Source organism: Stenotrophomonas sp. 93052_Sma, from assembly GCF_056481145.1.
Genome location: NZ_CM151134.1, coordinates 4707571 through 4729173, shown reverse-complemented (window position 1 = coordinate 4729173; position 21603 = coordinate 4707571). Strand labels below are relative to the sequence as shown.

The 21603-nt window shown below is 68.0% G+C and carries 18 protein-coding genes and 4 pseudogenes; 7 read left to right on the top strand and 15 right to left on the bottom strand.

The window, feature by feature from the left end; genetic code table 11:
- Positions 1-110: 110 nt before the first annotated feature.
- The 3 genes from ACZK2V_RS22060 to ACZK2V_RS22050 all read right to left on the bottom strand — a co-directional run bounded on the left by ACZK2V_RS22060 (position 111) and on the right by ACZK2V_RS22050 (position 3821).
- A complete protein-coding gene (locus ACZK2V_RS22060) occupies positions 111-641 on the bottom strand; it encodes a gamma carbonic anhydrase family protein (protein WP_032129113.1) in 531 nt (176 codons plus the stop codon).
- A gap of 254 nt (positions 642-895) precedes the next feature.
- The gene (mnmG, locus tag ACZK2V_RS22055) at positions 896-2785 is read right to left on the bottom strand and encodes a tRNA uridine-5-carboxymethylaminomethyl(34) synthesis enzyme MnmG (protein WP_486322812.1); all 1890 of its coding nucleotides are present in this window, start codon (positions 2783-2785) and stop codon (positions 896-898) included.
- Between the two features lie 550 nt (positions 2786-3335).
- Complete coding sequence (locus tag ACZK2V_RS22050; RefSeq protein WP_486322811.1) at positions 3336-3821, bottom strand: hypothetical protein; 486 nt, start codon at positions 3819-3821, stop codon at positions 3336-3338.
- A 159-nt stretch (positions 3822-3980) separates the two neighbouring features.
- Here ACZK2V_RS22050 and ACZK2V_RS22045 point away from each other — a divergent pair, with 159 nt between their 5' ends.
- Positions 3981-4943, top strand: coding sequence for a pyridoxal-phosphate dependent enzyme (locus ACZK2V_RS22045; protein ID WP_189720204.1), 963 nt, complete (start codon positions 3981-3983; stop codon positions 4941-4943).
- Positions 4928-5570, top strand: a pseudogene (locus tag ACZK2V_RS22040) (YdcF family protein). The gene ACZK2V_RS22045 and the pseudogene ACZK2V_RS22040 overlap by 16 nt, the downstream one beginning before the upstream one ends.
- A gap of 205 nt (positions 5571-5775) precedes the next feature.
- On the opposite strand, the gene bioC reads toward ACZK2V_RS22040, so the two are convergent.
- From bioC to ACZK2V_RS22005, 7 genes and pseudogenes are all read right to left on the bottom strand, one after another.
- Positions 5776-6660 (bottom strand): malonyl-ACP O-methyltransferase BioC, encoded by an 885-nt coding sequence (gene bioC, locus ACZK2V_RS22035; protein WP_049400863.1) that lies wholly within the window; start codon positions 6658-6660, stop codon positions 5776-5778.
- 12 nt (positions 6661-6672) lie between these two features.
- Positions 6673-7450: pseudogene (locus tag ACZK2V_RS22030) on the bottom strand (SDR family oxidoreductase).
- A 29-nt stretch (positions 7451-7479) separates the two neighbouring features.
- A complete protein-coding gene (gene bioH / locus ACZK2V_RS22025; RefSeq protein ID WP_107431784.1) occupies positions 7480-8259 on the bottom strand; it encodes a pimeloyl-ACP methyl ester esterase BioH in 780 nt (259 codons plus the stop codon).
- A gap of 51 nt (positions 8260-8310) precedes the next feature.
- Positions 8311-9498, bottom strand: a complete 1188-nt coding sequence (bioF, locus tag ACZK2V_RS22020; RefSeq protein WP_486322810.1) for an 8-amino-7-oxononanoate synthase — start codon at positions 9496-9498, stop codon at positions 8311-8313.
- 67 nt (positions 9499-9565) lie between these two features.
- Entirely contained in the window at positions 9566-10609 is a 1044-nt protein-coding gene (gene bioB / locus ACZK2V_RS22015) for a biotin synthase BioB (RefSeq protein ID WP_107431786.1), read from the bottom strand.
- A 158-nt stretch (positions 10610-10767) separates the two neighbouring features.
- On the bottom strand, positions 10768-12174 hold the full coding sequence (locus tag ACZK2V_RS22010) for a hypothetical protein (protein WP_486322809.1): 1407 nt from the start codon (positions 12172-12174) through the stop codon (positions 10768-10770).
- Between the two features lies 1 nt (position 12175).
- Positions 12176-12517 (bottom strand): hypothetical protein, encoded by a 342-nt coding sequence (locus ACZK2V_RS22005; RefSeq protein WP_143048224.1) that lies wholly within the window; start codon positions 12515-12517, stop codon positions 12176-12178.
- On the opposite strand from ACZK2V_RS22005, the gene ACZK2V_RS22000 reads away from it, so the two are divergent.
- The 5 genes from ACZK2V_RS22000 to ACZK2V_RS21980 all read left to right on the top strand — a co-directional run bounded on the left by ACZK2V_RS22000 (position 12516) and on the right by ACZK2V_RS21980 (position 16388).
- Positions 12516-13859: a chloride channel protein gene (locus ACZK2V_RS22000; protein ID WP_049422586.1), complete on the top strand. Its 1344-nt coding sequence runs from the start codon at positions 12516-12518 to the stop codon at positions 13857-13859. The two genes, ACZK2V_RS22005 and ACZK2V_RS22000, sit on opposite strands and share 2 nt — an antisense overlap.
- Positions 13856-14518 (top strand): hypothetical protein, encoded by a 663-nt coding sequence (locus ACZK2V_RS21995; protein WP_071228532.1) that lies wholly within the window; start codon positions 13856-13858, stop codon positions 14516-14518. The genes ACZK2V_RS22000 and ACZK2V_RS21995 overlap by 4 nt, the downstream gene beginning before the upstream one ends.
- A gap of 97 nt (positions 14519-14615) precedes the next feature.
- Positions 14616-15311, top strand: coding sequence for a ComFC family protein (locus tag ACZK2V_RS21990; protein WP_071228531.1), 696 nt, complete (start codon positions 14616-14618; stop codon positions 15309-15311).
- Between the two features lie 58 nt (positions 15312-15369).
- Complete coding sequence (locus ACZK2V_RS21985) at positions 15370-15921, top strand: HdeD family acid-resistance protein (protein WP_049461697.1); 552 nt, start codon at positions 15370-15372, stop codon at positions 15919-15921.
- Positions 15918-16388, top strand: coding sequence for a SecDF P1 head subdomain-containing protein (locus ACZK2V_RS21980; protein ID WP_071228530.1), 471 nt, complete (start codon positions 15918-15920; stop codon positions 16386-16388). The genes ACZK2V_RS21985 and ACZK2V_RS21980 overlap by 4 nt, the downstream gene beginning before the upstream one ends.
- Positions 16389-16439: 51 nt before the next feature.
- Here ACZK2V_RS21980 and ACZK2V_RS21975 read toward each other — a convergent pair whose 3' ends face one another.
- From ACZK2V_RS21975 to ACZK2V_RS21955, 5 genes and pseudogenes are all read right to left on the bottom strand, one after another.
- Positions 16440-18218, bottom strand: coding sequence for an MFS transporter (locus ACZK2V_RS21975; RefSeq protein WP_032127188.1), 1779 nt, complete (start codon positions 18216-18218; stop codon positions 16440-16442).
- 118 nt (positions 18219-18336) lie between these two features.
- Positions 18337-19461: pseudogene (locus ACZK2V_RS21970) on the bottom strand (N-acetylglucosamine-6-phosphate deacetylase).
- A pseudogene (locus ACZK2V_RS21965) lies at positions 19458-19872 on the bottom strand (hypothetical protein). The pseudogenes ACZK2V_RS21970 and ACZK2V_RS21965 overlap by 4 nt, the downstream one beginning before the upstream one ends.
- Before the next feature lie 71 nt (positions 19873-19943).
- Complete coding sequence (locus ACZK2V_RS21960) at positions 19944-20231, bottom strand: DeoR family transcriptional regulator (RefSeq protein WP_486322808.1); 288 nt, start codon at positions 20229-20231, stop codon at positions 19944-19946.
- Positions 20232-20264: 33 nt separating this feature from the next.
- Positions 20265-21599: a D-tagatose-bisphosphate aldolase, class II, non-catalytic subunit gene (locus ACZK2V_RS21955; protein ID WP_486322807.1), complete on the bottom strand. Its 1335-nt coding sequence runs from the start codon at positions 21597-21599 to the stop codon at positions 20265-20267.
- Between the last annotated feature and the right edge of the window lie 4 nt (positions 21600-21603).

Sequence of the window (21603 nt, the reverse complement as noted above, 5' to 3'; positions counted from 1 at the left end):
TTCGTTGTGGGCGCCGGAGTCCTCTCCGGCGGGCAGCCACAGGCATGGGGGTCTCGACAGGTCCTGGTCGGGCCAAGACTTTAGCAGAGCCGCATGGCAGCGTCGGGGGCTCAGCCCCGGTATTCGTCCTTCAGCCGCACGTAGTGATCGGCCGAGTAATGCAGCGCCTCGATCTCCTTGTCACTGAGCGTGCGTGCCGGTCGTGCAGGGTTGCCGACCCACAGCTCGCCTTCGCCCACCACCTTGCCGGGGCCGATCACCGCACCGGCGCCGACGAAGCCATGGCGCTCCACGCGGGCGCCATCGAGGATGCAGGCGCCCATGCCGATCAGGCTGTAATCGCCGATCGTGCAGGCATGGATGATGCAGCCGTGGCCAACGGTCACGCCTTCGCCGATCAGGGTCGGGTAGCCGGCCTTGTTGTACGGGCTGTGGTGGCTGACGTGGATGATGGTGCCGTCCTGCACGTTGGTGCGTGCACCGATACGCACATGGTTGACGTCGCCGCGGATGACCGTGCCCGGCCATACCGACACGTCATCGGCCAGCTCCACGTCGCCGATGATGGTGCAGGCCGGATCGATGTACACGCGTTCGCCGAGGACGGGCATCTTGTCGCGGAAGGGGCGCAGCGGGTTCATCGAAGTCTCCGGAAATCAGGGCGTTCACGACGATGATACCTGCGTGGTCTGCACGCCGCGCCGCACCGCAGGGTAGTGCCGGCCGCTGGCCGGCAACCTCATGGGCGTGTCTGGAGTTCTGCGATTGCCGGCCAGCGGCCGGCACTACCCGCTACGGTTCGTAGCTGCAGCCGATGCTGTATGCGGAACAGCGGATCGCGCGCAGCATTGCAGTAGATCCACGCCATGCGTGGACGGCATCCACCGCGCTCGTGTTACGCCACGCGTCCCCGGCGTGCGCGCTCCAGGTGCACCAGCAGCAGCGAGATCGCTGCCGGGGTCATGCCCGGAATGCGCTGTGCCTGGCCGATGGTCTGCGGGCGTACGCGCTCCAGCTTCTGCAGCGCTTCGGCCGACAGCCCGCGCACCGTCGCGTAATCGAAGGCTTCAGCGATCGGCGTGGCTTCGTGCCGCTGCTGGCGCTCGATCTCCTCGCGCTGGCGGTCCAGGTAGCCGGCGTACTTCACGCCGATCTCCACCTGCTCGGCGACCTTGCCATCGGCCACCGCCGGGCCCAGCGAGGGCACCTGCATCAGCTTGGCGTAATCCAGCTCGGGGCGCTTGATCAGGTCCAGTACGTTGGTCTCGCGACTGACCGCCACGCCCAGCGTCTCGTTCACTTCGCGGCCCAGTGCATTGGCCGGGGTTGCCCACAGCGCACCCAGGCGTGCGCGCTCGGCAGCGACGGCGGCCTGCTTGGTCTCGAACGCGCTCCAGCGGCGATCATCCACCAGGCCCATTTCGCGGCCGGTCGGGGTCAGGCGCTGGTCGGCATTGTCCTCGCGCAGCTGCAGGCGGTACTCGGCGCGGCTGGTGAACATGCGGTACGGCTCGTTGGTGCCGTGGGTGATCAGGTCATCCACCAGCACGCCCAGGTAGGCCTCGTCGCGACGCGGGCACCAGCCGTCCAGCCCGCGCACCTGGCGTGCGGCGTTGAGGCCGGCCAGCAGGCCCTGCGCGGCGGCTTCTTCATAGCCGGTGGTGCCGTTGATCTGGCCGGCGAAGAACAGGCCGTTGACCAGCTTGGTCTCCAGCGAGGCCGTCAGCCCGCGCGGGTCGAAGAAGTCGTACTCGATCGCGTAGCCGGGGCGGGTGATGTGTGCGTTCTCGAAGCCACGGATGCTGCGCACCATCTCCAGCTGCACGTCGAACGGCAGCGAGGTGGAGATGCCGTTGGGATAGATCTCGACGATGCCCAGGCCTTCGGGTTCGACGAAGATCTGGTGGCTGGCCTTCTCGGCGAAGCGCACCACCTTGTCCTCGATGGACGGGCAGTAGCGCGGGCCGATGCCTTCGATCTGGCCGCTGTACAGCGGCGAACGGTGCAGCGCGTCGCGGATGATCTGGTGGGTCTGTTCGGTGGTGTGGGTGATCCAGCAGCTGACCTGCTGCGGATGCTCGTCCACCGAGCCGAGGAAGGACATCACCGGCCGCGGCGAATCGCCGGGCTGCTCGTCCATCACGCTGTAGTCCAGCGAGCGGCCATCGATGCGCGGCGGCGTGCCGGTCTTCAGGCGGTCCACCTGGAACGGGCGCTCGCGCAGCCGCGCGGCCAGCGTGGTGGCCGGCGGGTCGCCCATGCGGCCGGCGGCGTACTGGGTCGGGCCGACATGGATCTTGCCGGCCAGGAAGGTGCCGGCGGTCAGCACCACCGCTTCGGCGTCGAAACGCAGGCCGGTCTGGGTGATGACCCCGCGCACGGCGTCGCCTTCAATGACCAGGTCGTCCACGGCGGCCTGGAACACGGTCAGGTTGGCCTGGCCTTCGACGATGGCGCGGATCGCCATGCGGTACAGGTTGCGGTCGGCCTGGCAGCGGGTGGCACGCACGGCCGGACCCTTGGAGGCGTTGAGCGTGCGCCACTGGATGCCGGCGCGGTCGGCGGCATGCGCCATCGCACCACCCAGGGCGTCGATTTCCTTGACCAGGTGGCCCTTGCCGATGCCGCCGATGGCCGGGTTGCAGCTCATCGCGCCCACCGTCTCGATGTTGTGGGTCAGCAGCAGGGTGCGCACGCCGGTGCGGGCCGCGGCCAGCGCGGCTTCGGTGCCGGCGTGGCCACCGCCGATGACGATGACGTCGTAACGATGGAAGGACGGGTTCATGGGGGGCTGTTCAGCTGGGGGCGGGCGCGGACCGGGGGCGGCGCCGGGGTGGCGATTTTAGCGCCATTCGGGGCCGGGACGTCGGTGCCGGCCGGCCGGCGTCGAAATCAGCCCTAAAGTTGGCAGGATTTTTGCAGATAACCCAATAGCACCCACCGTGGCTGGCGCCGTAGGCGCCCGTGACCGGAATTGGAACAGGGGCCGGTACAGGCGCACGGTGGGGGAGCAGAGGGCCGGCAGTCGGGGGACTGTCCGGCCCTGTTTTTTTGCGGCTGTCGGGAAGGCGCCATCCACGCATGGCGTGGATCTATTGACGCTGGGGCCCTCGGCGGTTGGCGACCCAACAAAACAAACGGCCCCGCATTGCGGGGCCGTCTGTTTTCAGAGGTGCCGACATCCGACAGGGCCGGAACAGGGGGGATCCAGATGTTCCTGTCGGATATCGACGTAGAGCTTTTTGCGGCGGCCCGTGTCGTTTTTGTCACTTTGTGACGCGGGCCGTCACTGTCCGCGTAGATTGCGGCTTAGACCGTGTGAAATGCAAGACGGTTCAGCGCTCAACTGTGCGCTGCGTCGCACGATCCATGTTGCGCCAGGGGGAACCGTTCATCCTCGGCGCACTCGGTGCCGGTGCCGGACGGGCCTGCGGCGGGGGCGCCGACGGCTGGGCGTTCGATTGCGGCGGGCGGCGCATGGAGTCCATGTTCCGCCACGGCGAACCCCCGTTGTACGACGGACGCGACGGCGGCGGCGGACGGTGCTCGCCGCCATTGCCCGGACGCGGCGGCGGGCGGTGGTTGTGCGGCGGGCGGTAGATCGGGCGCGAGTAATACGGGTTGCCGTAGCCGCCGTAGTAGCCGCCATAGCCACCGTAGTAGGGGCCGTAGCTGTAGGGATAGCCGGCCGGGTAGCGGTATTCCACCGACGGCGCACCGTGGTAGTAGCTGCCGCTGCGGCCGCCGCCGACATAGTCGTAGGTGGTGCAGCCGGTCAGGGCCAGCAACAGGCCACCGGCAAGCATCAGGCGCATTTTCATGGTGGGTCCCCCCAGAGGACGGGTGTGCAGTCAGCTTCGGGCGCCAGCGTTGAATCGGCCCTTAATTCCGCCGGCCAGGATGAATGGAGGCGTAGGGCTGCATGCTGGCATGACCTGTGTCCCGGTCGCCAGCGCGGGGGCATACGTTAATCTTGCGTCATGAGCGATTCACTGTTGCCCCGCGCCGACGACGTCCTGCTTGCTGCCGCGAGGATCGCCCCGCATGCCAGCGTGACCCCGGTGCTGCGCTCGCACACGCTCGATGCGCTGGCCGGGGCACAGCTGGCGTTCAAGGCCGAGCACCTGCAGCGTGGTGGTGCGTTCAAGTTCCGCGGTGCCTGCAACGCGGTGTGGTCGCTGGAGGCTGATTCCGCCAGTGCCGGCGTGGTCACCCACTCATCTGGCAATCACGGCGCCGCCCTGGCGCTGGCCGCACGTACCCGGGGCATTCCCTGTCACGTGGTGGTGCCGGAAGGTGCGGTGGCGGCCAAGCTGGCCAATATTGCGCGCCATGGCGCCACGCTCTGGCACTGCCCGCCGACCATTGCCGACCGTGAGGCCACCTGCGCCAAGGTGCAGGCCGACACCGGCGCGACCCTGGTGCATCCCTATACGAATCCGGCGGTGATGGCCGGGCAGGGCACCGCCGCCCTGGAACTGCTGCACAGCGACGGCCCGTTCGACGTGCTGGTGGTACCGGTGGGCGGCGGCGGCCTCGCCAGCGGCACTGCGCTGGCGCTGCAGCACGCCAGCCCGCAGACCCGTCTGGTGCTGGCCGAGCCGGCCGGTGCCGACGATACCGCGCGCTCGCTGGTCGCTGGCGAGCGCCAGGACGCGTTCACCCCGGACACGATCTGCGATGGCCTGCGTACCCTGATCGGCGCGCCCAATTTCGAATTGCTGCGCGCGGCCGGTGCCGAGGTGATCGTGGTCGATGACGCGGCGACGATGGCCGCGATGCGCCTGCTGTGGGAGGTGCTCAAGCAGGTGGTCGAGCCGTCCTCGGCCACCGTGCTGGCTGCGGTGCTGGCGCAGCCGCAACGTTTCGCCGGACTGCGCGTGGGCCTGGTGCTGTCCGGCGGCAACGTCGACCTGCCAGCGCTGCGCTGGGGCGCGCCGTGAGCCGCGACCGGCAGCGGCCTCGCACCGGCCTGCTGGGCTGGCTGTGGCGGCTGTTTGTCCTGCTGGTGATCTGGCTGCTGGGCGTGACTGCCTGGATCGTCTGGGTCGGCGAGCGTGACCAGGCCGCCAAGGCCGACGCCATCATCGTGCTGGGTGCGGCCGCCTATGACGCCAAACCGTCACCGGTGTTCGAAGAGCGTATCCGGCATGGGCTGGACCTGTACGAGGCCCAGTACGCGCCGCTGCTGATCTTCACCGGCGGCTACGGTGGCACCGGTGCGCGTTTTTCCGAATCGCAGGTGGCGCGGCGTTATGCGCTGAAACATGGCGTGCCGGACGATGCGATCCTGATCGAAACCGCCTCGCGCAATACCGTGCAGAACCTGGTTGAAGCCAAGCGGCTGATGGACCAGCGCGACCTGCACCGGGTGATCATCGTCAGCGATCCGCTGCACATGGCGCGCGCTGCGCCTGAGCAAGGCGCTGGGCATCGATGCGCTGGCCTCGTCCACGCCCAGCACGCGCTTCCGCAGCTTCCACACCAGCTGGCGCTTCCTGGTGCAGGAAATCTATTTCTTCCACCGCGACCTGGTGCGCCCGCCGCTGAGTTCGCCGGCCAATACCTGAGGCGGAAGCCTGCATTTGGGTGGGTGCCGACCTTGGTCGGCACACTGCTGGCGGCACCGCGATCTGATGGGGTGTGCCAACCAAGGTTGGCACCTACCGGAGCGATTCGCGTGCGGTGTGGATTGCGGTAGTGCCGGCCGCTGGCCGGCAGATGCCCACCATGGAATCGCGAGGTTGCCAGCCAGTGGCTGGCACTACCGGACGATCAGGTCTGCTTGCGCCGGATCGGAATTGCCGACACCGGCACCGAGGCCACGTCATGCCCGCCTTCGCGGATCGGTGCGCCCGGGTCCGGTGCCCAGGCGTGCGCATAGATCACTTCCCAGCTGCTGGGCAGCTTGCCGTCGGCACGACGCATCGGTTCATACGCCGCTGCCGCAGCGGCGAAACGGCCACGCCCGGTCAGCGTGTGGCGACGGTCCACCCGTGCATTGGTCGCGCCCATCGCACGCAGTTCGCGCATCAGTGACGGCAGATCGTCGTAGGTCAGGGTGAACAGGTCGCGGTCCAGCACCGGGTCGCGGAAGCCGGCCATCATCAGCGCATCGCCGAACTGGGCGATCTGCGCGAAGCGGCTCACGTGCGGGCGGTCATCGGCGGCGGCGAATGCCTCGTTGAGTTCGATCAGGGTTTCCGGGCCGAAGGTGGAACACACCAGCAGGCCGCCCGGCTTGAGTACGCGACGGAACCCGGCAAACACCGCCGGCAGGTCGTCCACCCACTGCAGGCACAGGTTGCTGAAGATCACGTCCACGCTGTTGTCGGCCAGCGGCAGCGCGGCGGCATCACCGCACAGGCGCTGGAACGGCTTCCACCAGCCGGCCTGGCGCTTGGCCTGGTCCAGCATCGGCAGCGCCACGTCCAGCGCGATCACCTGCGCCTTCGGCCAGCGCTTCTTCATCAACGCGCTGGCATGGCCGGTGCCGGCACCAATGTCCAGCACCACCTCGGGCTTGCGTGCCTCCAGGTAGTCCAGCGATTCGATCAGCCGCGACTGCACTTCGCGCTGCAGGGCGGCGGCGGCGTCGTAGCTGTTGGCGGCACGGGCGAACGCGCGGCGGACGTGGCGGGCATCGAAGTGGGACGGCATTGCGAAAGTCTCTTAGAACGTACCAGGGTAGGCGCCGCCGTCGATCAGCAGGTTCTGCCCGGTGAGGTAACCGGCCTGTGCACTGCACAGGAAGGCGCAGGCGGCGCCGAATTCGTCGGGTGTGCCGAAGCGGCCGGCGGGGATCTGCTGGCGGCGGCGTTCGGCCACTTCGTCGGCGTCGCCGTCCTTGCCCGCACTGTGGGCGAAGTTGGCGCGCAGGCGGTCGGTGTCGAACTGGCCGGGCAGCAGGTTGTTGATGGTGACGTTGTGGGCCACGGTGCGGCGCGACAGGCCGGCGACGAAACCGGTCAGGCCACTGCGCGCGCCGTTGGACAGCGCCAGGATATCGATCGGGGCTTTCACCGCCGACGAGGTGATGTTGACGATACGGCCGAAGCCGCGCTCGATCATCGCGTCGACGGTGGCGCGGATCAGCGCGATCGGCGCCAGCATGTTGGCGTCCAGCGCGGCGATCCAGTCGTCGCGCTCGAAATTGCGGAAATCACCGGGCGGCGGGCCACCGGCGTTGTTGACCAGGATGTCCACCTGCGGGCATGCGGCCAGCGCCGCGACGCGGCCGGCTTCGGTGGTGACGTCGGCGGCGATCGCGCGCACCTCGGCGGCACCGGCCAGCGCGCAGCTCTTCAGCGGCGGCCTGCAGGGCGGCTTCACCGCGGGCCACGATCACCACGTTGACGCCTTCACGCACCAGCGCACGCGCGCAGCCCAGGCCCAGCCCCTTGCTTGCGCCGCAGACCAGTGCCCAGCGGCCATTGATACCCAGATCCATGCGTCAATCCTGCGGAATTCGGAAGGCGCTCATTGTCCGCCATCGGCCGGTGACAGGCCGGCAACGAAGTGTTGCAGGGCGGCGGCGACCTCGTCGGCATGGCCGAGGAAGGGCGCATGGCCGCCGTGGGCGATGGTCAGCGCCTGCCCGCCCGGGGCCAGTGCCGCGGCGGCCTGCATCGCCGCCGGAGACACCAGCCGGTCGCGTTGGCCGGCGATCCACAGGCTGGGTTTACCCAGCGTCGGCAGTGCGCCGCGCAGGTCGGTGCCTTCCAGCAGGCGCAGGCCTTCCAGCAGGGCGCGTTCGGTGGGCGCACCGCGCTCGACCAGGCGCTGGCGCAGCGTGCGCAGCTCTTCGCGGGCGTGTGCCGAGCCCATCACGTCCAGCGCCAGGAAGCGCTCCAGGGTGCCACCGAAGTCGCTGGCCAGCTCACGCCCGAACTGTTCGAACACCGCCGGTTCCACCGCGTGCGGCCAGTCTTCGCCACGCACGAAGCGCGGCGTGGCCGCGATCATCGCCAGCCCGCGCACCTTTGGCAGTGTCGCGGCAGCATGCAGCGCGAACAGGCCGCCCAGCGACCAGCCGCACCACGCCGCCGGCGGCGTGGCCGCAGCAATGGCATTGACCACGAACGGCAGGCGCAGCGGCGTGGTGTCCTCGCGGCTGTGGCCATGGCCGGGCAGGTCTACCAGGTGCAGGGTGAACTGGTCCGCCAGGCGCTGCACCAGTGGTGCGAACACACCGCCCTGCAGGGCCCAGCCGTGGATCAGAACCAGGTCCGGCCCACGGCCGGTCACTTCAATATGCATGGGCAACGACACGGAACTCAGGCAAAGACAGGCAGCGGCGGTGGCGCGGCCTCACGCACGGCCAGAGTCACGCGATCGCGCGCTGGCGATGGCCTCCACCAGGCCACGCACCTGTTCCGGCGTATGCAGCGCGGACAGGGTGACGCGCAGGCGTGCCTTGCCTTCCGGCACCGTCGGTGGGCGGATCGCGCCGACCAGCCAGCCGGCCTGCTCCAGCGCCGTGGACATCGCCACGGCGGTATGGTCATCACCACATAGCAGCGGCTGGATCGGCGTTTCCGAAGCCATCAGGTCCAGGCCGTGGCGACGCGCTTCACTGCGGAACAGCGCGATCAGGTCGGTCAGTTTGGTGCGGCGCCAGTGGTCGCGGCGCGCCAGGCGCACTGCTTCAAGCGCCGCAGCGGCCATCGCCGGTGGCACGGCGGTGGTGTAGATGTACGGGCGCGCGGTTTCGGCCAGATGCTCGATCAGGTCGTCACGGCCCAGCACCAGTGCACCGGAACCGCCCAGTGCCTTGCCCAGCGTGACCAGTTGCAGCGGCACGTCGTCCACGCCCAGCCCGGCGGCGGCCACGGCACCACGGCCATCACCGACCACGCCCACGCCGTGCGCGTCATCGACGTAGAACAGCGCCTGCTGCAGGCGTGCCACAAGCGACAATGCGCGTAGCGGTGCGACGTCGCCATCCATGCTGAAGACACCATCGGTGGCCAGCATCGCCGCGCCATCGGGCGCGTGCTTGAGCTGACGCATCGCGCCTTCCGCATCCAGATGCGGATAGCGGCGCAGGCGTGCACCGGCCAACCGCGTCGCATCGAGCAGGCTGGCGTGGTTGAGCTTGTCCTGTACGCAGACATCGTTCTCTTCGCTCAGCAATGCCTGCTGCACCGCCAGGTTGGCGGCGAAGCCACTGCCGAACAGCAGCGCACGCGGATAGCCCAGCCACTCGGCCACTTCGCGTTCAAGTGCCTCGTGCAGGGCGTGGTGGCCGCAGACCAGGTGCGAGGCACCGGCGCCAGCGCCTTCGCGTGCGGCGGCGTCCTGCAACGCGTTGACCACGCTGAACTGCTGGGCCAGGCCCAGGTAGTCGTTGCTGCAGAAGCCGGTCAGCCACTGGCCGTCCACTTCCAGGCGTACGCCATCACGACGGGTGACCGTGCGCCGCGTGCGGCGACGGCCTTGGGCATCGCGCAGGGCGCGTTGGGCGTGGAGGCGGGCGGTCAGGTCGGGGCGGGCCATGGTGGCTGAATGCGACGACGGGGCGGCTAGGGTAGCGCGTTGCCGCGACGCCTGCCTGCATCCCGTCTCAGGCCGCGTGAGCGCAGCCACAGCCGGGCGTATCGGCGCTGATATCGGCGTGCACGGTGCCGCCGTGGTCGTGGCCCTCGGCATCCACCTGCACCGCCATCGGCTGCAGTCCCAGCCGCGCGAACAGCGCCAGGTCGCGCTCGCTCTCCGGGTTGCCGGTGGTCAGCAGCTTGTCGCCGTAGAAGATGGAGTTGGCACCAGCGACGAAGCACAGCGCCTGCAGTTCATCGCTCATCGCCTCGCGACCGGCCGACAGCCGCACCATCGAGCGCGGCATGACGATACGTGCCACCGCGATCATGCGCACGAACTCGAACGGGTCCAGCTCGGCGCTGCCGTGCAGCGGCGTACCCGCCACCTGCACCAGCTTGTTGATCGGCACCGAATCGGGATGTGCCGGCAGCGTGGCCAGCGCCAGCAGCAGACCGACGCGCTGCGCGCGCGTCTCGCCCATGCCGACGATGCCGCCGCAGCAGGTCTTCAGGCCGGCATCACGCACGTGCTCCAGCGTATCCAGGCGGTCCTGGTACTGGCGCGTGTGGATGATCGAATCGTAGTAGTCCGGCGCGGTATCGAGGTTGTGGTTGTAGTAGTCCAGGCCGGCGTCCTTCAGCGCACGTGCCTGTTCGCCACTGAGCATGCCCAGCGTGGCACAGGTCTCAAGGCCCAGTGCCTTCACCCCGGCGATCATTGCCACCACCTTCGGAATGTCGCGGTCCTTCGGCGAACGCCACGCGGCGCCCATGCAGAAGCGCGACGCACCGGCGGCCTTGGCCTGGCGTGCCTTGGCCAGCACCGCATCGGTCTCCATCAGCTTCTGCGCGTTCACCCCGGTGCTGTAGCGCTGCGCCTGCGGGCAGTACGCGCAGTCTTCCGGGCAGCCGCCGGTCTTCACCGACAGCAACGTGGAGACCTGCACCTGCGAGGGGTCGAAATGCTCGCGGTGGACCGCTGCGGCGCGGAACAGCAGCTCGGGGAACGGCAGATCGAACAGCGCCTGCAGTTCGTCGTGTTGCCAGTCGTGGCGGATGGCAGCAGCCATGGCGGGACCTTGGGTACGAGTGGAGCGAGGGCGGCAGTGTGGGTGGGCGTGCGCAGGCTGTCAACAATATTAATGTTCACATGGTTTACAGTGTTTGCACTCCGGGCGATCCCGCCCGGAGCGCTGCTTCTGTCGTCGAGCGCGAAAAGTGATCGGCATCAAGGCGTGTGCGGTGTTTCGCTGATCAACGCGGTCACCTTGCCGAGGATGAAGGGACCGTCATCGAAGTAGCCGTGGCCCCAACCTTCGCGCTGGTCGGCATTGAGGTCATCAAGGGTCCACCAGCTCACCGCGCTTTCTCCTTTCCGGGCGAAGAACGCCTGGCAGGCCGAGATGTCTGCCCACGCCGCAGAGTTGCTATAGACGCTCTCCCGGGTGAAGAAGCGTTCCATGCCGAGCAGAGGCTCATCGGCGGCATCTTCGAAGATGTTGGACACGATGTAGAGCAGCGAACCGGGAAAGAACAGTGAACGCTCGCTGGCTTCGTCGGCATCCCTCATCGCCAATTGCCGGAACCTCCCGATGCGGTTCTCGTGCTTCGAGATGGCATGCGCGAACCGACGACACGTCACCGCAGGCGCTTCGAGAATAAGGTCGAACGTCAGATCCGGAAGGATCTGCGCTGCCTGGTCCAGCAGCTCGCACAGGAAGATGCTGCCGGCGCTGTGGCCGACGAGCGTGATGCGGGGAACAGAGGCTTCGGACTGCAACTGCCTGTGCAGCTCGCGAAGGAATCTGACGCCACCCGATGCCGGGCCGTCGAATGAATCCTGTGCATCCTTCTTCATGGGATTCCACCAGCCGATGCGCCCCACGTCATCGAGATAGAACTCTCGCAGTACTTCTTCCACGATCACGGCGGAGACGGCACCTGGCCGGCCCCGGCCACTGTGCTGGCGTTGCCATACGCGTATCACCAGTCTGGCCACCTTGATGGCCAGCGCGATCCAGTTCAATGCTACGGCCTTGTTGGGTGACGGAGTGCCAAACAGTTCCATTGCCGTGCGCTCGTTGACGATGGCCGCGTGTTCGGCTGGCGGTTCATGTGCCAGCATCTTGTTGGCGGGCGCCAGCGTCGCCTCCCTGTAATCGTCACGGGCCTCGGCAATGGCTTGGTTCACCTCGGGATCATCAGCGAATTCCTGCGCGAGATCTGACGAAAGGCTCTCCTCGTCGGGTGGCGCGGCGTTGAGGATCTTCATGCCGGGCGTGAGAACCTGCCCGCCGCCTAGCTTTTCCAGGATCTTGTCGTGGACTTTCCTGAAGAGAAGTTTGGCGAGTACTGCACCCAGGATCTCGCCCAGGTTGTTCAACGGAGCTTCGATGTCACCCGTTTCCCAGACGAAGAACAAGGGGTAGGCCTGTGCCCGCACATAGGGGCCATGCAGGGCTTCTGCGATGCGCCGTCCTCGCTTCTGCGAAACGCGGCCGCCATGTACATGGATGACGATTCCGGAAGGTGACCTGGCCTGCAGCGCGCGACCGACAATCCGGCGAAGGTCTGATTCCTGCAGCGTGCCATCACGAAGATGGATGATGTGATCCAGCGGGTCGTAGGCATTCATCTCACACTCCATTGTCATTGAGGATGTCGAGAACGAAGCAATTCACGCAGATGTCGGCACGCAGGTGCTGGCAAGCGCTACCGCGATGACGAGCGGTGGCGGCCTTTCGTTGCCGGCGGAGCTGCACCCCCCCCCAGAGGGCAGCGGCTGCAATGCTACCTCCACGAGGCGCGTTGGACGAACCCGGCAGGAATCGGCCGGCCTTCACGCATGTGGGACGGCGTGCCATCGCTGCCAAAGCATGCGGTTCCCGGCGCGTGAGCGTATTCACCACATCCTGCAAGGCCTTCAGCCACAGTGGCCGCTGTCCGCCTTCCTCCGCAGCGTCCAGACTGCCCTGCATGACCGATCTCCATCGCCTCCGCGGCCGCATCACCGCGCTGGTTCTCAGCGAGGCCTGGCGCCGCCGTGCCGCGCTCTGGGGCGGCGCCGTGGCCGTGGCACTGGTGGCCATCCTGTTCGCCAAGGCCAGCGACGCGGCGTTTCACCTGTTCCAGCGCATCACCTCGCACTCGCCGTGGTGGGCCCTGCTGCTGACGCCGGGCATCTTCGCGCTGCTGGCCTGGCTGACCTCCGGCGTGCTGAAACCCACGCGGGGCAGTGGTATTCCGCAGGTCATCGCTGCGTTGGACAAGCCGGATGAGTCGTTCCGCAGGACCAATCTTTCGCCTGCGGTCTCGGCGGGCAAGCTGCTGCTGACCTCGTTGTCGCTGCTGGGCGGCGCGTCGGTCGGGCGCGAGGGCCCGACGGTGCATGTGGGTGCCAGCCTGATGTACCTGTTCGGCCGCTGGTTCGGCTTCAAGGACCCGCGCGAGCTCTCGCACTTCCTGCTGGCGGGCGGCGCGGCGGGCATCGCGGCGGCGTTCAACACGCCACTGGCCGGCATCGTCTTCGCCATCGAAGAGCTCAGCGGCCGCTTCGAACATCGTTTCTCAGGCACCTTGCTGACCGCGGTGATCGTCGGCGGCGTGGTATCGCTCGGACTGCTGGGCAATTACACCTACTTCGGCCATGTAAGCGCGCGGCTGCCGCTGGGCCAGGGCTGGCTGGCGATCCTGCTGTGCGGCGTGGTGGCGGGCTTGCTGGGAGGCCTGTTCGCGCGTGCGGTGCTGGCCAGTGCGGCGGGCCGCCCGCGCTGGCTGGGCCAGCTGCGCCAGCGGCATCCGGTTCTGTTGGCCGCAGGCTGCGGCCTGGTGGTGGTACTGCTCGCCCTGGTCTTCGGTGAAGGCGCGTTCGGCACCGGCTACGAGCAGGCGCGCAGTCTGGTGCAGGGGCAGGCGATGGTCGGTCACGAGTTCGGGTTGATGAAGCTGCTGGCGAATCTGGCGTCCTACGTGGCGGGCATCCCCGGTGGCCTGTTCTCGCCGGCGCTGGCCGTCGGTGCCGGCCTTGGGCACAACCTCGCGGTGCTGATGCCGGGTGTGGATCCGCGTGCGTTCGTGCTGTTGGGCATGTGCGCCTATCTGACCGGCGTCACCCAGGCACCACTGACTTCGGCGGTGATCTCGCTGGAGCTGACCGACAGTGGTGATCTGCTGCTGCCGATCCTGGCCACGGTGCTGATCGCGCGCGGCGTGTCCGGGTTGGTGTGCCGCGTGCCGATCTATCGTGGTCTGGCGGAGGTGTTGATGATGCCCGCCGTCGTGCCACACTCGCCTTCCAGCGGAAAGGATTTCACGAAGTGAGTTACACCATCGCCCCTGAACAGGTCATCGATTACCCGCCCGAGCGCTTGCGCGAGTTCCATGGCAGCGTGGTCGAGTACATCGACAACCGGGTGTTCATGCTGGATCCGGGGCAACTGGTCGGCGAACCTGCCGCGCAGGCCTACCGGGAGATCGCAGCCGGGATGTTCACCGCGCTGGGCTGGCAGGGAGATGGCCGCATCGAGCTGTTGTGGCTGCCCGCCTTCGTTTTCCCGCTGTCCGAGCACATGGCGGATGTCGGTGTTGGCGTCTGGCATGTCAAGCAGGACGAAGACGGCATCTCCTACCTGTTGTCGCCGGTGCCGATGCCGTTCGAGGCACTGCACAACACGCCACACTGGAAGGAGGTCCGCCAGGCGGCACACCGCAGGCGCGGTGCACTGGGCCGAGCGGTGGATGAAGTCCTGCACTATGTATGGGATCCAATAGGCATCCAGGCCAATCCGGACTGCCGTGGCGAGTACGCCGCCTACGCAGATCGCATCGAGTCCCAGCTGCTGCGCGGTGCAGGCGAACAGGAACTGTGTGCGGCCCTTGCCGGCATGGCGCGCAATGAGATGGGCGTCAATCCGGATGAGCGCAGGACCCAGCGCGCCGCCGCCGCCCTGGTGTCCTGGCGGGCATCCCTGCGTGACTGACCCGATGAGACGGCCGACAGCACTGCGTCCGCTTTCCTGACCGTCCGGTGTGGTTGCCGGTGATGGTTCCGGCATCGCTGCGCGGGCAGGTTGGGGTATGCCTCTTGCCTACCTCCCTCTACCGGCGGATTGGCCCGCAGTGCTGCTTCGCGTTCTGCTGCCACTGCGTTGCCTGGTCTGCAACGACCCGGGCCACGATGATCTTGACCTGTGCCGCGCCTGCCTTGCCGAGCTGCCGTGGGCCGGCCGCGCCTGCCTGCGCTGCGCATTGCCGCTGCCCGACAACGCCCTGATCGTCTGCGGCAGCTGCCGCGAGGAAGCGCCACCGCATGCCGCTACCCATGCCAGCCTGTTGTACCTGCCGCCGGTCGACCAGCTGCTGGTGCGCTACAAGTTCCATCAGGATCTCGCCGCCGGTCGCCTGCTGGCGCAGTTGATGCAGCGCGCACCGCCGCCGTGGTCATGCCTACCGCTGGTGCCGGTACCGCTGCACCGGCGCCGCCTGCGCCAGCGCGGCTACAACCAGGCCGCAGAACTGTGCCGCCTGCTGCCGATGCCGGTCTGGCAGGGGCTGTACCGGCGGCGGCATACCGCGCCGCAGTCTGAGCGTACGGCCGAACAGCGCAGGGAAAACCTGTTCGATGCGTTCGATGTACGTGGTCCGGTGCCGCCGCGACTGACAGTGGTGGACGATGTGATGACCACCGGCAGCACGGTGATGGAGGTTGCGGAGACGCTGCGGTGGGTGGGAGCGGACGAGGTGCGGGTATGGGTCTGCGCGCGGGCGCCGTGATCGCCCTCTTCATCACCAAGGGCTAGGATGAGCCCGGTTCCGGATCGAAGGAGTGGCCATGAATTCCCCCTTGTCTCCCCTGTTGTCGGCGGTTGGGCGCAGCTGGTGGATCCTGCTGCTGTATGGGCTGGTTGCGCTGGGTTTCGGCATCGTCGCCATCGGCTGGCCGCTCTCTGCAGCCATGGCATTGGCATGGACGCTGGGTGTGATGGCCATCGTTGAAGGTGTCATCAGCCTGTTCGCACTGGTCAGCGGCGGCAGCGGTGCCTCGCGTGGCTGGCTGGCGCTGTATGCCATCGCCTCGCTGGGTTTCGGCATCCTGGCGGTGATCAATCCGCTGGCCACCGCCAGCGTGCTGGTGCTGTTCCTGGCAGCGTGGCTGCTGGTGGCCGGCATCTATCGCATCGTGTTCGCGATCCGCGTGCGCAAGCAGATCCAGGGCGAGTGGCTGCTGATCCTCAGTGGCGTGCTGGCGGTGGTGCTGGGCGTGCTGTTCGCGGCCAACCCGTATGCGGGCGTTGCGGTGACCACGCTGTGGATCGGCATCGGCAGCCTGCTGTACGGGCTGTTGCAGGTGCTGGTGGCGTTCAAGCTGCGGAAGCTGAAGTGAGGGCTGCGCTTCCCCTGTTGCTGGGCATGGCGTTGACCCTGACCGGATGCATGCCGGGCGCTACGCCCGGTGCGTTGGCAGGCAAGGAGCATGCGCCACGCCCCGGCGTGGATGTGCGCCTGAGTGTGGTCGATGCGGCGGGCAAGGGTGCGCCGGCGCAGTGGCAGGGCGAGACCCTGGCCCTGCGCGAGCCGCCGATTGCCGGCAGTGCCGACATTGCCGATGTGCGCTATGTGCTGGATGAAGGCAAACAGCCGGGCCTGCAGATCCGCTATCGGCCGGAGGCACATCAACGCATCCACGATGGCACCGCGGCCCTGGTGGGCCAGCGCGCGGCGCTCAGCGTGGATGGCCGCGTGCTGATGGTGGCGACGTTGCAGGGGCCGTTCGGCGAATCAATGATGCTGAGCGGCTTGTCCAGCATTGCCGAAGCGCGGGAGCTGGCGAAGCACATCACTGGCGAATGACGGGCGCGCCATGAACCCGCGCTGCGCGCGGAGGTCGACCCAGGTCGACCGCTACCGGGCGAACCGTGCTTCGATCTCTTCCAGCGACTTGCCCTTGGTCTCCGGCAGCCAGAACGCGGCCACCAGGAAGAACACGAAGGTGCAGGCCGCCCAGAACACGAACATGCTGGCGTAGCCATAGTGGCCCACCGTGGGCAGGAAGATCGCGGCGATAGTGGTGGACACGAACTGGTTGATCAGCAGCGCGATGCTCATGCCGTTGGAGCGGATGCGGTTCGGCATCAGCTCGGACAGCGCGAGCCACACGCAGACGCCGGGCCCGACCGCGAAGAACGCGACGAACACCAGGATGCAGGCGGCCACTGCCCAGCCGTGTGCCGGTGGCGGCACCGGGCCGATGCGTGCCTGCTCGATGCGCAGCGGTGCCTGCGCGGCCTTGGCCGGGTCGGCGAACGGGTTCAGGTGCAGTTTGCGGAAGAACGCGCCGATCACGCTGTCCGGCTGCACGGTGCCGGCACGCTCGATGCGCAGCTCGCGGTCGGTCAGGTTGTCGCTGCGCAGGGCGCGCACATTGGTGAAGTCGCCGTAGGCATACGACACGGTCAGCTGCAGCGGCCGGCCTTCGCTGTCAATGCCAGCGCCGAGACGCTGCCATTGCGCGTCATCCAGCACCAGCTGCAGGCCATCGCCGCTGACCGCCGCCTGCAGCTGCGGCTGCACGTCGGTGCGACCGCGCTCAGCCTGGAAGAACAGCGTGGCCGCGGCCAGCAGGGCCACGCAGATGCCGCCACTGCCGAGCATCAGCAGGAACTTGCGGCCCTTGCGGTCGACCAGCAGCAGCGCGACCACGGTCATCACCGCATTGAGCAGCTTGATCGCCACGTCGGCGCCATTGGCCACCGAGCCGGACAGGCCAGCCTGGTTGAGGATGTTCACCGCGTAGGCCAGCACCGAGTTGATGCCGGTGGCCTGGGTGCAGGCCAGCACTACGCAGGCGAGCAGGAACGGCACCACGTAGCGGCGGCTGAGCAGCGGGTCGCGCTTGCCGCTGCCGCTGCTCGATTCCGGTGCCTGGATCTGTGCGAGCGTCGGCTCGACCTCCGAAGCCGGCAGCACGCGCTGCAGGCTGCGGCGCGCGTCATCGATGCGGCCGCGACGCACCAGCCAGCGCGGCGATTCGGACAGCCAGAAGATGCCAGCGCAGAACAGCAGGCCCGGCGCCAGGCAGGTCCAGAAGATGGTGCGCCAGGCGTGGTCCTTCACCGTGAACAGCTCCTGCGCCTGCTGCGCGACCGGCAGTGAGCGCACGGCTTCGGCGGCGGCATCCACGGCGTGGGCGTGGTACAGGCCGATCAGGGCAGCCAGCACCAGGCCAACGGTCAGCAGCAGCTGGAACATGGCCGCGCCGCGCCCGCGTCGCTCGGGGCTGAGCACTTCGGCCAGGTACAGCGGAATCACCACGCCGATCAGGCCGCCACTGATGCCCTGCAGCAGCCGGCCGAGCAGCAGGGGCGTGTAGCCGGATGCCAGTGCCATGATCGGGATCGAGGCAGTGAACAGCAGGCCGGCCAGCAGCATCGCACCGCGGCGGCCGATCAGGTCGGCGACCATGCCGGCGAACAGCGAGGACAGCACGCTGCCCAGCAGCACTGCCGCGACGACGAAGCCGAGCTGCTGGCTGCTGAGCTGCCAGGCGTGGCTGGCAGTCGCTTCAAGATAGGGCAGGGCGCCGGCGATGATGCCGATGTCGATGCCGTACAGCAGGCCACCCAGGCCGCCGATGAAGAGCAGGTAGCGTACGGGCCAGCGCGGAGCGGTGCTTGCAGTCATCGGCATATCCCAGGAGGCGTTTCGGTGCGGATTGCCTTCGTAGAGTCGAGCTTGCTCGACTGACCGCGCGGGGCGCGGCAGAGCAGTCGAGCAAGCTCGACTCTACAAAGGCGGTGCGTCAGGTATTTCCGGCGTTCAAATCGACCACGCGCCCACCAACCACCACCTGCTGCAGGCGCAGTTCGGCGTCCAGCACCACCAGGTCGGCGCGGGCGTCGGGCGCGATGCGGCCGCGATCGCCCAGGCCCAAGTAATCGGCCGGGAAGGTGGAAACACGTTGCGAGGCATCGGCCAGGTCCAGGCCCACACGCACCAGGTTGCGCAGCGCCTGGTCCATGGTCAGTGCACTACCTGCCAGCGAACCGGTAGCGAGGCGCACGCAGCCGCCACACTTGTGCACGCGCTGCTCGCCCAACGCGTACTCGCCGTCGGGCATGCCGGTGGCGGCAGTGGCGTCGGTCACCGCGTACAGGCGCGGAATCGCCGCGCGGCCAGCCGGATCACGCCGGGGTGGATGTGCTGCAGGTCGGGAATGATCTCGGCGTACTGTGCATGTGCCAGCGCCGCTGCGGCGATGCCCGGGCGATAGTGATCGACGCCGGTCATGCCATTGAACAGGTGGGTGAAGCCGGAGGCGCCGGCCTGCAGCGCGGCCACGCCTTCCTCGTAGGTGCCGGCGCTGTGGCCAAGCTGCACGCGGATGCCCATCGCCGAAAGCGCAGGTATCAGCGCGGTGTGCTCGCCGATTTCCGGGGCCAGCGTCATCACCCGGATCGGAGCGAGTGCATGCAGCTGCTGCACCAATGCCAGCGTCGCCTCGATCGTGCGGTTCGGCTGCGCGCCCAGCCGTTGCGGGCTGATGAACGGGCCTTCCAGATGCACGCCGGCAATGCAGGCGGCGTCGGCATCGGGCGCCGCCATGGTAGCGGCCACACCCTGCAGCGCGCTCGATCTCGTCCAGCCCGGCGGTCATGGTGGTCGCCAGCAGCGTGGTGGTGCCGAAGCGCAGATGGGTGCGGGCGATGGTGCGTGCCACGTCGCCGCCCTGCATCAGGTCCACGCCGGCCGCGCCATGCACATGCAGGTCAATGAAGCCGGGCAGGATCACCGGCAACTGCAGGTCGTCGGCACCGCTGTGGTCATCCACCTGAAGCTGGCGCACCTGCGAATCGAAGTGGACGTGGCCACGCCGCCAACCCAGCGGGGTGAGGATGCGGCCATGCAGGGTGCGGGTGTCGGTCATGCGGTGGGCTCGGCGATGATCACTTCGATGCCCAGCCGCTGCAGCCCTTCGCGGGTTGCATCGTCGATGCCGGCGTCGGTGATGATGGCGTGGATCTGATCCAGCAGGGCGATGCGGTGCAGGCTGACGCGGCCGAACTTGGAGGCGTCGGTCAGCACCACGATGCGGCGCGCGCTCGACCATGCGGTGGTTGAGGCGGGCTTCGGCCTCGTCGTGGGTGGTCAGGCCGAACTGCAGGTCCAGGCCGTCCACGCCCAGGAACAGGGTGTCGAAGCTGTACGAATTGAGACTGGCCTCGGCCTGGCTGCCCTGCAGCGACAGCGACTGCTGGCGCAGCAGGCCGCCGGTCAGCAGCACGGTGATGCCTGCGGCATTGGCCAGTTCCCAGGCGATGTTCAGGCCGTTGGTCATCACCGTCACGTCGCGATGCGCGCAGGTGGCGGGCCAGGGTCATCGTGGTCGAGCCGGAGTCGATGATGATGTTATCGCCGGGTTGCACCAGGCGCGCGGCGCGCCGCACCGATCGATTCCTTCAGCGGCAGGTTCAGTGCGTCCTTCTCGTGGATGTCCTGTTCCTGCGGCGGCGTGCGCACCAGGGTGGCACCGCCGTGGGTACGGGTGGCCAGGCCCTGCGACTCGAAGTGGGTCAGATCGGCACGGATGGTCACCGCCGACACGCCAAAGCGCTCGACCAGATCGGCCACCTGCACCGAGCCGTGCTCGATCAGCAGCTGCAGGATCTGTTGCCGGCGGGAGCGGGTGTTGCGCATGGCCATTCTCGGTTTCGCGGGAAAAGGTAGAGATTAGCTGTTCGCAGGAACGCCGGCAGCCGAACCTGCGCTCTGCACGCGGGCTCCGGCCTCGTTGGCGCTGCAGGCGCGGGCGTATTCGCCAAGGCACAGGCCGATGCGGTGCTGCACCAGGGCGGTGGGGGTGTTGGCCAGGCTGCCCTCGCGCACGGCGCGGTACTGCTCCGGCAGGTACTGGCTGAGCAGTACCAGCGGCGGCGCGTGCTGCTCCAGGTTGGCGAACAGGGTCTGCACCGCCTGCACCAGCGCCGGCTCGCCCCAGTAGTAGCGGCAGCGGTCGCTGAAGGAATAGCTGCGCAGCAGGCGCAGCGCGGCCTCATCGCCCTGGTAGTAGGACTGCCAGTACTTCGGCTGCGCCACCATCACCTCGTCCAGCACCTGCGGCAGGCGCGAGCACTGCGCGGCCGGCAGCAGCTCGGCTTCGATCGCGGCCAGCGCGAACAGCGCTTCGCGATAGGCGAAGGTGGCGGCCGGGCCGACCTTGAGGATGGCGAAGTGGTCGCGTACCAGCGCGTGCAGGCCGCTTTCGCGCTGGTAGTCGGTGGAATGCGCTTCGAACACGATGCGCGGCTGCTGTTCGAGGAAGCCGGCCAGCGTGCTGGCGGCGGCCGGGTCGTATTCGTGCACGCTGCTGTGGTCGAAGTCCACACCCGGCTGCACCACCATCGCGATCACGCGCTGCCACGCATCGCGCAGCTGCGGCGTGTCGAACGCCTGCTGGTGGATGGCCAGGGTCTGCGCGGCGGCGGCCGGCGTGGTCACCTGCAGGCCTTCGGCCAGCGAGGCTTCGCCACCGGGAATCGGCACTTCGGTACCGATCACGTAGACCGGCGGCGGCAGGCCGTGTTCGGCGGCGGTGCGTTCGGCGATCTCGGCCAGCTCGGCCGAGCGCGCGGCAACGATGGCATCGGGCAGCGGCACCGGATCATCGGCGCAGGACATGCTGCAGTCGAGGTGGATCTTGTGGAAACCGGCGGCGACGTAGGCTTCGATCAGCACGCGCGCGTGGGTCATCGCTTCGGCGGCCGGGCGCTTCTGCCAGGCATTCGGGCCGAGATGGTCACCGCCCAGGATCAGCCGTTCGCGCGGGAAGCCTTCCTCATCGGCCAGCGTGCCCACGTAATCGCGGTACTGCGGTGGGGTCATGCCGGTGTAGCCGCCGAACTGGTCGACCTGGTTGGAGGTGGCCTCGATCAGCAGCACGGTGCCGTGTGCCAGCGCCACGTGCATGGCCGCGCGCAGCACCTGCTCGTTGCTGCAGCAGACGCTGTACAGGCCGACGTTGGCGCCAGCGCGGTGGGAGGCAAGCAGGGTCTGCAACGGGGACATGGTC

Excerpts from the sequence above, each read along its gene's own strand:
- bioF (WP_486322810.1), bottom strand. The coding sequence starts at position 9,498 with ATGGCCCGCCCCGACCTGACCGCCCGCCTCCACGCCCAACGCGCCCTG.
- ACZK2V_RS22005 (WP_143048224.1), bottom strand. The coding sequence starts at position 12,517 with ATGCAGGGCAGTCTGGACGCTGCGGAGGAAGGCGGACAGCGGCCACTG.
- ACZK2V_RS22060 (WP_032129113.1), bottom strand. The coding sequence starts at position 641 with ATGAACCCGCTGCGCCCCTTCCGCGACAAGATGCCCGTCCTCGGCGAA.
- ACZK2V_RS21990 (WP_071228531.1), top strand. The coding sequence starts at position 14,616 with ATGCCTCTTGCCTACCTCCCTCTACCGGCGGATTGGCCCGCAGTGCTG.
- ACZK2V_RS21985 (WP_049461697.1), top strand. The coding sequence starts at position 15,370 with ATGAATTCCCCCTTGTCTCCCCTGTTGTCGGCGGTTGGGCGCAGCTGG.
- ACZK2V_RS21960 (WP_486322808.1), bottom strand. The coding sequence starts at position 20,231 with ATGCGCAACACCCGCTCCCGCCGGCAACAGATCCTGCAGCTGCTGATC.
- ACZK2V_RS22050 (WP_486322811.1), bottom strand. The coding sequence starts at position 3,821 with ATGAAAATGCGCCTGATGCTTGCCGGTGGCCTGTTGCTGGCCCTGACC.
- ACZK2V_RS22010 (WP_486322809.1), bottom strand. The coding sequence starts at position 12,174 with ATGAATGCCTACGACCCGCTGGATCACATCATCCATCTTCGTGATGGC.
- ACZK2V_RS21975 (WP_032127188.1), bottom strand. The coding sequence starts at position 18,218 with ATGACTGCAAGCACCGCTCCGCGCTGGCCCGTACGCTACCTGCTCTTC.
- mnmG (WP_486322812.1), bottom strand. The coding sequence starts at position 2,785 with ATGAACCCGTCCTTCCATCGTTACGACGTCATCGTCATCGGCGGTGGC.
- bioH (WP_107431784.1), bottom strand. The coding sequence starts at position 8,259 with ATGCATATTGAAGTGACCGGCCGTGGGCCGGACCTGGTTCTGATCCAC.
- bioB (WP_107431786.1), bottom strand. The coding sequence starts at position 10,609 with ATGGCTGCTGCCATCCGCCACGACTGGCAACACGACGAACTGCAGGCG.
- ACZK2V_RS22000 (WP_049422586.1), top strand. The coding sequence starts at position 12,516 with ATGACCGATCTCCATCGCCTCCGCGGCCGCATCACCGCGCTGGTTCTC.
- bioC (WP_049400863.1), bottom strand. The coding sequence starts at position 6,660 with ATGCCGTCCCACTTCGATGCCCGCCACGTCCGCCGCGCGTTCGCCCGT.
- ACZK2V_RS21955 (WP_486322807.1), bottom strand. The coding sequence starts at position 21,599 with ATGTCCCCGTTGCAGACCCTGCTTGCCTCCCACCGCGCTGGCGCCAAC.
- ACZK2V_RS22045 (WP_189720204.1), top strand. The coding sequence starts at position 3,981 with ATGAGCGATTCACTGTTGCCCCGCGCCGACGACGTCCTGCTTGCTGCC.